We start from the raw sequence: 11,756 nt of genomic DNA, 5'->3' as shown, positions 1-11,756 counted from the left end.
GCGGAGCCATCGGCGCCGTCGTCCTCGTCGACACCCGCCGCCTCGCCGACTGCTTCCCCGCCCTCGACTACTTCGAGAACAGCGGACTGCCCTTCATCGTCGCCCTCAACGGCTTCGACGGACACCAGCCCCACACCCCCGACGAAGTCCGCGAAGCACTCCAGCTCGGCAGCGACACCCCCGTCATCACCCTCGACGCCCGACGCCGCGACAGCGCCAAGAGCGCCCTCATCACCCTCGTCGAACACGCCCTCCTCGCCCGCCTGCGGTGAACCGGGGGCCGTGCCCGACGACGTACGGCCGCACGGCGCGGCCCGCGGACCCTCCGGTCCACGGGCCGCGCTGTCCTGCCTCCGCCCACCGCCAGGGCGGCCTCAGCCGGCCTCAGGCGGCGTCCGGCTCCAGGCCGGCCCGCAGCAGGCCGTGGGTGTAGGCGTCCTCCAGCGCCAGCCAGGAGGCGGCCACCACGTTGTCGGCCACCCCGACCGTGGACCAGGTGGAGGTGCCGTCGGCGGTGTCGATGAGCACCCGGGTCTTGGAACCGGTGCCGTGCTGGCCCTCCAGGATGCGGACCTTGTAGTCCACCAGCTCCAGCGCGGCCAGCTGCGGGTAGATCCGCTCCAGGGCGGTGCGCAGCGCCCGGTCCAGCGCGTCGACCGGGCCGTTGCCCTCGCCGGTGGCGATCATCCGCTCGCCCTTGGCCCAGAGCTTGACGGTCGCCTCGTTGCCCGTGGTGCCGCCCGGGCCCTGCTCGCTGATCGTCCGCCAGGACTCCAGCGTGAAGAAGCGCTCCCGGCGGCCGCGCACCTCGTCGCGGAGCAGCAGCTCGAAGGAGGCGTCGGCGGACTCGTAGGTGTAGCCGAGGCTCTCCTGCTGCTTGACCTTGGCGACCACCCGGCCGGCGAGGTCCCGGTCGGTGGAGAGGTCGTAGCCGAGCTCCTTGCCCTTGAGCTCGACGGAGGCGCGGCCGGCCATGTCGGAGACCAGCATCCGCATGGTGTTGCCGACCGTCTCCGGGTCGATGTGCTGGTAGAGGTCCGGGTCGACCTTGATCGCCGAGGCGTGCAGACCCGCCTTGTGGGCGAAGGCGGAGAAGCCGACGTAGGGCTGGTGGGTGGAGGGGGTCAGATTGACCAGCTCGGCGATCGCGTGCGAGATCCGGGTCATCTCGGCGAGGCTGCCGGGCGGCAGCACCCGGCGGTCGTACTTGAGCTCCAGCGCGCCGACCACCGGGAAGAGGTTGGCGTTGCCGACCCGCTCGCCGTAGCCGTTGGCGGTGCACTGGACGTGGGTGGCGCCGGCGTCGACCGCGGCCAGGGTGTTGGCGACGGCGCAGCCGGTGTCGTCCTGGGCGTGGATGCCGAGCCGGGCGCCGGTCTGCGCCAGGACGTCGGCGACGATCTCGCGCACGCCGGAGGGCAGCATCCCGCCGTTGGTGTCGCAGAGCACCACCACGTCGGCGCCGGCCTCGTGGGCGGTGCGGACCACGGAGAGCGCGTACTCCCGGTTGGCCCGGTAGCCGTCGAAGAAGTGCTCGCAGTCGATGAAGACCCGGCGGCCCTGGGCGCGCAGATGGGCGACGCTGTCCCGGACCATCTCCAGGTTCTCGTCGAGGGTGGTGCGCAGCGCCAGTTCGACGTGCCGGTCGTGCGACTTGGCGACCAGGGTGATCACGGGCGCGCCGGAGTTCACCAGCGCGGCCAGCTGCGGGTCGTCGGCAGCGCGGCCGCCGGCCCGGCGGGTGGCGCCGAAGGCGACCAGCTGGGCGTGCCGGAGGTCCAGCTCCTGGGCGGCGCGGGCGAAGAACTCGGTGTCCCGGGGGTTGGCACCGGGCCAGCCGCCCTCGATGAAGCCCACGCCGAACTCGTCCAGGTGCCGGGCGATGGCCAGCTTGTCGGCCACCGTGAGGTTGATGCCCTCGCGCTGGGCGCCGTCGCGCAGGGTGGTGTCGAAGACGTGGAACGCGTCGTCGAGGAGGTTGCTCGCCTGGGTCATGACCCTGGGTTCTCCGTTCCGGGAGGTCGGTTACTGCTCTGCCGGTTCTTGTCCGGCTCCACTGTCCAGCATCCCGCGCGCACCCGGTGTCCCTCGGCCCCTTGTGGGGGCTCCGGCCGGTCCGGGGGAAACAAAAAGACCCCTCGCGGGTGCGAGAGGTCTGCGCGCGGGTCTGGACGCTGGTGGTCGCCCCGCATCGGGTAGTGCGGTGGCGGTCACTGCGGACCGGCGCGCCTGCTGCTAATAATCAGCGAAAGCGAGGACACGCCCGCAGTCTAGGCACATCCTCCGGACCGCGGCCCACCCGTCTCGCCATCCGGAACACCTACTCGACGAGCTCGGCGGTGTCGAGGGTGAAGTCGAACGGCTCCGGCAGATCGAGCGGATCGCCGAGGGGGACGGTGGTCACGGTGGTGTAGTCGCCGCGTGAGGGCTCGCTGTGCAGCACGACCACGTTCCGGTCACGGTCGACCAGCAGGTAGAGCTGGATGCCCGCAGCCGCGTATTCCTTGCGCTTGTCGTGCCGGTCCGCGTCGGGCCTGCTCGACGTCACCTCGGAAACCATGAGAACGCCCTCGGGCTCGGACCAGGATCCGTGGCCCAGCATCGCGCCGCGGACCGTGAACGTGCCGTCCGGAATGAACCTCCCGGTCGGGACGATCAGCCCCTTCCCACCGCCGAAGTCCATGTCTTTGGCACTCCGGCGGGCCACTTGCCAGCTGAGCCTGCCAACCACCGTCTCGTGTTCGCCGTCCGACGGTGGGGTCACGACGATCTTCCCCTCGATGAGCTCGGCCTTGAACCCCTTGGGGGTGTCGAGGGCCAGAAAGGCTTCGAGGAGGTCGTGGTCCGGAGCGCACGACGTCTCGGCGTATCCGTGCGGCAGAGCGGTCAGGGTCCCTCCCTCTGTTTCGCCGGGCTCAACGACCTGAGCAGTTCGAGGTTACGGCTCCGGGTGCCCCGGTGTCCCGGGGCACCCGGGGATCGTCAGACGATCTTGTGCAGCCAGCCGTGGGTGTCGGGGGTCTGGCCGCCCTGGATGGCGAGGAGGGCGCGGCGCAGCTCCATGGTGACCGGGCCGGGCTCGCCGGCGCCGACGGTCCAGTCGCCGCCGCGGGACTTCACCGAGCCGACCGGGGTGATGACGGCGGCGGTGCCGCAGGCGAAGACCTCGGTGAGGGTGCCGTCGGCGTTGCCCTGCTTCCACTCGTCGGTGGAGATCCGGCGCTCCTCGACCGCGTAGCCGAGGTCGGAGGCGAGCTGCAGCAGCGAGTCGCGGGTGATGCCGGGCAGCAGGGCGCCGGACAGCTCGGGGGTGACGATCCGGGCGTTCTCGCCCTCGCCGAAGACGAAGTAGAGGTTCATGCCGCCCATCTCCTCGATCCACCGGTGCTCGGCGGCGTCGAGCCAGACCACCTGGTCGCAGCCCTTGGCGGCGGCCTCGGCCTGGGCGACCAGCGAGGCGGCGTAGTTGCCGGCGCACTTGGCGGCACCGGTGCCGCCCGGGGCGGCGCGGACGTAGTCCTCGGAGAGCCAGACCGAGACCGGCTTGACGCCGCCGGGGAAGTAGGCGCCGGCCGGCGAGGCGATGATCATGAAGAGGTAGGAGTTGGCCGGGCGCACGCCCAGGCCGACCTCGGTGGCGAACATGAACGGGCGCAGGTAGAGGCTCTGCTCCGGCTCGTTCGGGACCCAGGCCTGCTCCTGCTGGACGAGCAGCTCGACCGCCTCGACGAAGGCCTCGACCGGCAGCTCGGGCATCGCCAGCCGACGGGCGGAGGCCTGGAAGCGGGCGGCGTTGGCCTCCGGGCGGAAGGTCGCGATCGAGCCGTCGGCCTGGCGGTAGGCCTTGAGTCCCTCGAAGATCGCCTGGCCGTAGTGGAGGGTCATGTTGGCCGGGTCCATCTCGATCGGCGCGTAGGGCGCCAGCTGGGCGTCGTGCCAGCCCACGCCCTCCGTCCAGCGGATGGTGACCATGTGGTCGGTGAACACGCGCCCGAAGCCCGGGTTGGTCAGCCGGGCCTCGCGCTCCGCCGGGGAGAGCGGGTGCGCGGAGGGCTTGAGGTCGAACGTGATGGGCGCCTGGGTGGGCGTGCTCATGACTGTGTGTCCTTCACCGTGGGGTTGGTCCGGGCCGCCCGCCGGTGGCGTCCCGCCCTTGCCGGGCAGAACGGACGCACGACGACACGGCCCACTGTCGATACTCGCATCCAGAGGGCCGTGCCGAACAGTCGCGGACTCCTTGGATGTCCGCAAGCTGCCGTTATGGGGTCCGGCCCGGTGGGGGCCGGAACACCGTCTGTCGGGTTCCGGCCTCCTAGGCGGATACTCGGGCGGCGAGCGCGTCGCCGACCTGGGCGGTGGTACGGGTCCCGGTGCGCTCGGTGAGGTCCGCGGCGACCGCGTCCTCGATCCGGGCGGCCTCGGCGGGGTACCCGAGGTGGTCGAGCAGCATGGCGACCGACAGCACGGTGGCGGTCGGGTCGGCCTTGCCCTGGCCGGCGATGTCCGGCGCCGAGCCGTGCACGGGCTCGAACATCGACGGGAAGGCGCCGCTCGGGTTGATGTTGCCGCTGGCGGCCAGGCCGATGCCACCGGTGACGGCGGCGGCCAGGTCGGTCAGGATGTCGCCGAACAGGTTGTCGGTCACGATGACGTCGAACCGCTCGGGCTGGGTGACGAAGAAGATGGTCGCCGCGTCGACGTGCAGGTAGTCGGTGGTGACCTCGGGGAACTCCCGGCCGACCTGCTCGAAGATCCGGGTCCACAGGTGGCCGGCGTGCACCAGCACGTTGTTCTTGTGCACCAGGGTCAGCTTCTTGCGCGGACGCGCCTGGGCCCGGCGGTAGGCGTCGCGCACCACGCGCTCGATGCCGAAGGCGGTGTTGAGGCTGACCTCGGTGGCCACCTCGTGCTCGGTCCCGGTGCGCAGCGTGCCGCCGTTGCCGACGTACGGGCCCTCGGTGCCCTCGCGGACGACCACGAAGTCGATCTCCGGGTCGCCGGCCAGCGGGGACTTCACCCCGGGGAAGAGCCGGCCCGGACGGAGGTTGATGTGGTGGTCGAAGGCGAACCGCAGCTTGAGCAGCAGCCCGCGCTCCAGCACGCCGGAAGGCACGCTCGGGTCGCCGATGGCGCCGAGCAGGATCGCGTCGTGGGCCTTCAGTTCGGCGAGGACGCTGTCCGGAAGGGTCTCACCGGTGCGGTGGTAGCGCCGGGCCCCGAGGTCGAACTCGGTGGTCTCCAGCTTCACATCGGCGGGAAGCACCGCACCCAGCACCTTGAGGCCCTCGGCCACCACTTCCTGGCCGATACCGTCACCGGGGACGACTGCGAGACGAATCGTGCGAGACATGTTCGGAGGCTACTCCGGTGTCCCACAGCCTGACATCCGGCGTCCACCATCCGGACAATCCACCGCCCGGGAAGGCTCAGGTCAGATCGATGTCGACCGGGAACGGGCGGTCCAGCTTCAGCTGCTTGTGGTGGATGCCGGTCAGCCCGTAGAGCCGGGTCGCCGGGTCGAGTTCGTGGGTGTGGACCACCGCTTGCTCGTGCTCCCCCATCTCCACGCGCCAGAAGTGCGCGATTCCGGCGGTGGCGTACTTGCGCGGCTTGACCTCGCGGTCGCGCTCCCGGGACTCCTCCGACACGATCCCGATGGCGAGCAGGACGTCCTTCGCATCGCAGTACGTTCCGCCAGGACCCGTGGCGGCGGGAGATCCGGCAGCCGGTCGAGGTCCTCGGCGGTGTAGCCATCGACCGGGGGCCGAAGCCAGTCGGGGTACGGCACGACGCTCGTGGTTCCTCCCATGCGGGCATCCTCGTGGCCTTTCTCAGGCTACTCGGACCGATCCCCCCGGGACTTCATCCTTTCGAGGGGCGTGCACGGATCCGTGCACGCCCCTCGGCCGTTCCTAGGGCAGGGTCAGGATCTGGCTGCGGTGGGCCTCCGGGTCGAGGTGGTGGAGGAGGAGGATCCGGGACCGGTCGCCGGGGGTGCGGCGGATGTCGAGGACGGTGGCGGGGCGGACGGGGGCCGCGATCGCGGCGGCGGCGCCGGGGGCGGTGCGGATGTCGACGGCGGGCTGCAGGACGTCGACGGCGAGGGTGGGCCGGGCGCCCTCCAGGCCGATCGCGGAGAAGGCCTCGGCCGGGTCCGGGGTGCCGGAGCCGGTGAGGCCGGACCACAGGGCGTAGTGGACGGTGCTGTGGCCGGCCCCGATGCCCGGCAGGGCGGCCAGGCGGACCGGCAGGACCACCGCGTCGGAGTCCAGCAGGGCGGTGTCGGTGTCGCCCCAGCGGGCGTTCAGCGGCTGGACGTCCAGTTCGGCGCCGGTCCGGGCGTCCAGCGAACGGGCCACCAGGACGTCGCTGCCGCGCAGCCGGTCGGCCTTGACGATCACGTCGGTGACGCCGTCCCCGTCGGTGTCCAGCGAGGCCCGGACGGCGAACAGCCCGACCGGGGTGGCGGCCGGCGCCCACACCCGGGCGCCGAGGTAGAGCCGGCCCTCGGTGAGCGGGTCCCCGGCGACGGCGGGCGCGTCGGTGGCGGCACCGACCGCGCGCAGGTTGGCCGCCCGGTCGCCGGGGCGCTCGACGCAGAGGTCCTGGAGGTGCCCGGCCTGCCCGGTGCCGTCCTCCTCCGGGACGAAGCCCGCGCCGGGGCCGACCGCCGCCCCGCTGTCCGGCGGGCAGTCGGGCCAGCGCCCGCCCTCCCCGCCGAGCGCGAAGGCGCTGACCAGGCCGGGTCCGCCGCCGGGGGCGCCGGTGCCGGTGAGCGGGACCAGCACGCCGCCGTGGGCGGCCCGGAGGGGGGTGGTGGCGACCAGGTCGGAGGCGGCCCGCGGGGCGGCGAACAGTGGCACCCGCAGCCCCGGGGCGGCCGGGTCCTCCGGGGTGAGCAGCAGCCGGCCGGAGAGCTCGCCGCGGTAGCTGCGGGCCCGGCCGCCCTGGAGGGTGGCGGTCGTCGGGTCGGGGGCGCGGCCGAGCGCGCCGGGCACCCGGAGGGTGACCCGCACCCGCGCGGTGCCGCCGGGCGGGACCTCGACCCGGGCGGGCGCGAGCTCGAAGCGGGCACCGGGAGCGTCGGTGGCGGCCGCGTAGCCGGTCCGGTAGGCGACCCGGGCGGCGGAGAGGTTGCGCACCTCGACCTCGCGGACCGGGGCGAGCGGCCCGGTGGCCTCGACCGGGCCGAAGGAGACGCCGACGGCGCCCTCGACCGCCCCCTCCCCCGCCGCGTAGGCGACGGCCGGGGTGCGCACGGCGCGGTCCACGGCGGCCCGGCCGGCGCCGGTGCGCTCGGGCCCGTAGACCGGGCCGGTGCCGCCGTCGCCGAGCCAGGTGTCCCCGGCGGTGTTCATCAGCGCGGCCTTGACCTGCTCGGCGGTCCAGTCCGGATGGACGGCGCGGACCAGCGCGGCCAGCCCGGCGACATGCGGGGTGGCCATCGAGGTGCCGTCCTCGCGCTGGCCGCCGATACCGCTGCCGACCAGGGCGGACCAGATGGTCTCGCCGGGTGCGGCGAGGTCGGGTTTGACGACGCCGGGCACGCCGATGCCGCGCGAGGTGAAGTCGGTGAGGGTGTCGAGCCGCTGCGGTTGGTCCTGGGCGACGGCGCCGTGCAGCGGGTCGCCGGGCGCGGCGAGGCGGACCCGGACCGTCCCGGCGGCGGCGCCCGCGCGCAGCCGTTCGCCGTCGGCGCGGCCGAGCAGGGCGAGCGGCGCCCGGTCGTTGCCGGAGATCTCGGCGAGGTGGTCGTCGTCGGCGGCCAGCAGGGCGCCGATCGCGCCCGCGTCGGCGACATGGTCGGCGCGCGGGCCGGAGCCGCAGGCGCGCTCGGACTCGCGGGTGCTCCAGGCGAGCACCGCGATCCGCCCGGCGAGCCGCTGCCGGTCGGCCTCGGAGAAGGCCGCGCAGCCGTCCGTCTGCTCGGCGGGCAGGGCGAGTTCGCCGGTCACGTCGGCGGTGGACCAGTCCCGGTAGCGGGCGCTCCAGTGGGCCGGGACGACACCGGCGAGCGACGGCGGGTCGAGCACGGTGATGCCGTCGGCGTCGCCGTGCGGGTCGACGGAGGCGGCCACGGCGACGGCCCGGGCGGCGGTGCCGGGGCTGCCGCCGATGCCGTAGACGTCGCCCTCGTTGCCGGCGGCGGCGACCACCACGGTGCCGAGGGCGACGAGCCGGTCGACGGCGAGGGCGTCGGCGTCGTCGGTGGAGCCGAAGCGGCTGCCGAGCGAGAGGTTGAGGACGTCGAGGCGGTCGCTCGGGTCGCCGTCGCCGTCCGGGTCGGCGGCCAGGTCGAGGGCCTGGCCGAGCTGGTCGGTGGAGCCGTCGCAGCCGAAGACCCGGATCGCGTACAGCTGGGCGCCGGGGGCGGCGCCGGGGCCGACCTTGAAGCCGGCCGGGTCCAGGCCGGGCCGGTAGGGGCCGCGGTAGGTCCGTCCGTCGGCGGTGACGCCGAGGCCGGCGGCGGTGCCGGCCACATGGGTGCCGTGCCCGTTGCGGTCGCAGTCGATCGGGTTGTCGTCGGGGTGCGGGTCGGGCTGGTAGTGCGGGGCGCCCGGGTCGGGCTGGTAGTCGTCGCCGACCAGGTCGCGGCCGCCGATCACCTTGGCGTTGGGGAACAGCCCGGCGGGCGCGGGCCCGGCGCCGTCGACGGACCGGAACGCCTCCTCGGTGCCGGGGCCGCCGAAGTCGGCGTGGGTGTAGTCGATGCCGCTGTCGGCGACGCCGATCCGCACGCCCTGCCCGGTACTGCCGGACGCCCCTTCCTCGGGCGCGCCGCCCGCGACCGGGCCGCCCGCCCAGACCTCGGGCGCGCCGGTGACCGGCACCGAGTGGGCGTTGTCGCGCCCCTTGCGGACGATCGGGTGCACGGCCGTGACCCCGGGCAGGGTGCGCAGCGCGGGCAGCCGGCCGGCCGGCGCGCTCACCGCGAGGCCGGCGACCAGGGTGCGGGTGCGGTAGAGCTCCCGGGCGGCGGGCACCGCCCCGTGGACGGCCCCGGCCAGCCGGTCGAGCGCGGTGGAGACGCGGGCCCGCTGCTCGGCGCCGGCCCGGGCCGCCTCCCGGCGGACGGCGTCCGGGGAGCGCCGCCGGCTCCGGGCCTCGTCACCGGCCCGCCGCCAGGCGGGGGCGACTGGCTCGGTGGCGAGTTCCAGCAGGACGGACACGGGCCGGTCGGCGGTCCGGGCGGGCGGGGCCTTCGGCGGACTGCCGGCGGCCGGGGCGGCGCCGGTGAGCAGTGCCGGTCCGGCCAGCAGGGCCAGGGCGAGGCCGATCCGGGCGAGCGGTCGGCGGACGGTGGGACGACGCATGGGGTCCTCTCCCCCGGCCGGGGGAACTGATCCGCGTCCCGTACCGCTGACGCCCGCCCGCGCGGCCGTCGATCACCCTTCCGGGGGCCCCAAATTAGGAATATCGCGCCGGTCAGGGCGAGCAACCTCCCCCGAACGGTGGCAAGTTGAACCCCTTGGAGTGACATTCCGTCAGCCCGTTCGGCCCATTCGGCGGATGAACGCCACTCGGGCGCCCCCGGCGCGAAGGGCCGGCCGCAGATCGGCCGACGATCGGCGGTGGGTCAGTGGTGGCCGGTCACGCCGCCGTTGTCGCGGCGGTCCAGCGCGCGCTGGAGCGCGGCGGCGGCGAAGGGGTTCGGCTCGGCGGCCCGGCGGCGGCGCGGAGCGCGGGTCTGCGGGGCGGCGGGGGCGGAAGCGGCGTGACGGTCGGCGGTCGGGGGCATACCGGGCTCCTTGGTTCGATACGCGCCGTGGGGACGGACGCGGCGGTGGGGAGGAGGGGGGTACACCGGGCGGGGATCACCTGCCCATGGGGCGTACGCGCACGCACGGGCCGCACACCCTGGCTGCAGGGGCGGCACACCGTACGGCTTCCACCACGGTAAGGCCCGGGACCTGCGGTGTCTGCACGAATACTTGGATTTCCTACTATCTGAGACGACCGTCACCCGGAGGAACGCGCCAGGGCCCGGACCGCCGTGCGTACGGCGGTCCGGGCCCTGGCGCGAGGTGCGGCGCGGGGCGGTCCGGGCCCTGGCGCGAGGTGCGGCGCGGGGCGGTCCGGGGCTCAGGCGCCCAGGTCGACCGAGCGCGCGAAGCGGGCGCCGATCTCGGCGGCGATGGCCGAGAGCACCTCCTGCGGGATCTCGCTGTCCACGGTGAGGGAGGCCAGCGCGCCGCTGCCGTCGCGGGCGACCTGCATGCCCGCGATGTTGATGCCGGCGTCGCCGAGGTGGCGGCCGAGCACGCCGACCACGCCCGGGCGGTCCTCGTACTTGAAGAAGGCCATGTGGTCGGTGAGCGCCACGTCCACGTCGAAGGCGTCCACGCCGACGATCTTCTGGATCTGCTTGGGACCGGCCAGCGTGCCGGAGATGGCGATCTCCTCGCCGTTCGCGAGGGTGCCGCGCACGGTGATGACGTTGCGGTGCTCGGGGCTCTCGCTGGAGGTGGTCAGCCGGACCTCGACGCCGCGCTCCTGGGCGAACAGCGGGGCGTTGACGTAGGACACCGTCTCCGCCACGACGTCCTCGAACACGCCCTTGAGGGCCGACAGTTCGAGCACCTTGACGTCGTGCTGGGTGATCTCGCCGCGCACCTCCACGTCGAGCCGCACCGCCACCTCGCCGGCCAGCGCGGTGAAGATCCGGCCGAGCTTCTCGGCCAGCGGCAGACCCGGGCGGACGTCCTCGGCGATCACGCCGCCCTGGACGTTGACCGCGTCCGGCACCAGCTCGCCGGCCAGCGCCAGGCGCACCGACCTGGCGACGGCGATGCCGGCCTTCTCCTGGGCCTCGTCGGTCGAGGCGCCCAGGTGCGGGGTGGCCACCACGTTGTCGAGGGCGAACAGCGGGGAGTCGGTGCACGGCTCCTTGGCGTAGACGTCCAGGCCGGCGCCGGCCACCCGGCCGTCGCGCAGGGCGCTGAGCAGCGCCTCCTCGTCGACGATGCCGCCGCGGGCGGCGTTGACGATCCGGACCGACGGCTTGACCTTGTGCAGCGCCTCGTCGCCGATCAGGCCGATGGTCTCCGGGGTCTTGGGGAGGTGGACGGTGATGAAGTCCGAGACCTCCAGCAGTTCCTCCAGCGAGACCAGCTTGACGCCCATCTGCGCGGCGCGGGCGGCCTGGATGTAGGGGTCGTACGCGACGATCTTCATGCCGAACGCGGACATCCGCTGGGCGACCAGCACGCCGATCCGGCCGAGGCCGACGACGCCGAGGGTCTTCTCGCTCAGCTCCACGCCGGTGTACTTGTTGCGCTTCCACTCGCCGCCCTTGAGCGCGGCGTTGGCCGGCGCGATGTTGCGGGCGACCGAGATCAGCAGGCCGCAGGCGAGCTCGGCGGCGGTGACGATGTTGGAGGTCGGGGCGTTCACGACCATGACGCCGGCCTTGGTGGCGGCGGAGACGTCCACGTTGTCGAGACCGACGCCGGCCCGGGCGACGACCTTGAGCTTGCGGGCGGCGGCCAGCGCCTCGGCGTCGACCTTGGTGGCGGAGCGGATCAGGACGGCGTCGACGTCCGCGATGGCGGTCAGCAGCTCGGTGCGGTCCGCGCCGTTGCAGTGACGGATCTCGAAGTCGGGGCCAAGGGCGTCGACCGTGGCGGGCGAGAGCTCTTCGGCGATCAGAACTACGGATTTGCTCACGACAGTGTGTCCTTAACTGTCCGGTTCCCCCGAGCACGAAGGTGGCGTGGAGGGCGGGGGAAGGTGGCATGCCGCGTAGGTAGACGCAC

General features: G+C 73.8%; 9 protein-coding genes. 1 reads left to right on the top strand and 8 read right to left on the bottom strand.

Going from position 1 to position 11,756, the window contains the following annotated elements:
* Positions 1–272: ATP/GTP-binding protein (locus tag ACFU9E_RS26540; RefSeq protein WP_380715396.1), on the top strand; the 272-nt coding region annotated here is incomplete at its 5' end.
* Positions 273–384: 112 nt separating this feature from the next.
* Here the strand turns inward: ACFU9E_RS26540 and cimA are convergent.
* From cimA to serA, 8 genes are all read right to left on the bottom strand, one after another.
* On the bottom strand, positions 385–1,995 hold the full coding sequence (gene cimA / locus ACFU9E_RS26535) for a citramalate synthase (protein WP_380689920.1): 1,611 nt from the start codon (positions 1,993–1,995) through the stop codon (positions 385–387).
* Between the two features lie 325 nt (positions 1,996–2,320).
* Positions 2,321–2,821 (bottom strand): Uma2 family endonuclease, encoded by a 501-nt coding sequence (locus ACFU9E_RS26530; RefSeq protein WP_380715400.1) that lies wholly within the window; start codon positions 2,819–2,821, stop codon positions 2,321–2,323.
* A 161-nt stretch (positions 2,822–2,982) separates the two neighbouring features.
* Positions 2,983–4,095, bottom strand: coding sequence for a branched-chain amino acid aminotransferase (locus tag ACFU9E_RS26525; protein ID WP_380689707.1), 1,113 nt, complete (start codon positions 4,093–4,095; stop codon positions 2,983–2,985).
* Positions 4,096–4,312: 217 nt separating this feature from the next.
* On the bottom strand, positions 4,313–5,350 hold the full coding sequence (locus ACFU9E_RS26520) for a 3-isopropylmalate dehydrogenase (protein ID WP_380689709.1): 1,038 nt from the start codon (positions 5,348–5,350) through the stop codon (positions 4,313–4,315).
* 76 nt (positions 5,351–5,426) lie between these two features.
* On the bottom strand, positions 5,427–5,648 hold the full coding sequence (locus tag ACFU9E_RS26515; protein WP_380689711.1) for a hypothetical protein: 222 nt from the start codon (positions 5,646–5,648) through the stop codon (positions 5,427–5,429).
* A gap of 264 nt (positions 5,649–5,912) precedes the next feature.
* The gene (locus ACFU9E_RS26510; protein WP_380689091.1) at positions 5,913–9,314 is read right to left on the bottom strand and encodes a S8 family serine peptidase; all 3,402 of its coding nucleotides are present in this window, start codon (positions 9,312–9,314) and stop codon (positions 5,913–5,915) included.
* A gap of 263 nt (positions 9,315–9,577) precedes the next feature.
* Positions 9,578–9,739 carry a hypothetical protein gene (locus tag ACFU9E_RS26505; protein WP_380689089.1) on the bottom strand — a complete coding sequence of 54 codons (162 nt, stop codon included), beginning with the start codon at positions 9,737–9,739 and terminating at the stop codon, positions 9,578–9,580.
* 344 nt (positions 9,740–10,083) lie between these two features.
* Positions 10,084–11,667: a phosphoglycerate dehydrogenase gene (gene serA, locus ACFU9E_RS26500; RefSeq protein ID WP_380687100.1), complete on the bottom strand. Its 1,584-nt coding sequence runs from the start codon at positions 11,665–11,667 to the stop codon at positions 10,084–10,086.
* Between the last annotated feature and the right edge of the window lie 89 nt (positions 11,668–11,756).

Source organism: Kitasatospora sp. NPDC057595 (assembly GCF_042800875.1).
Lineage (GTDB): Bacteria > Actinomycetota > Actinomycetes > Streptomycetales > Streptomycetaceae > Kitasatospora.
The sequence above is the reverse complement of the archived record's forward strand: the minus strand, read 5'-3'. Positions and strand labels throughout refer to the sequence as shown.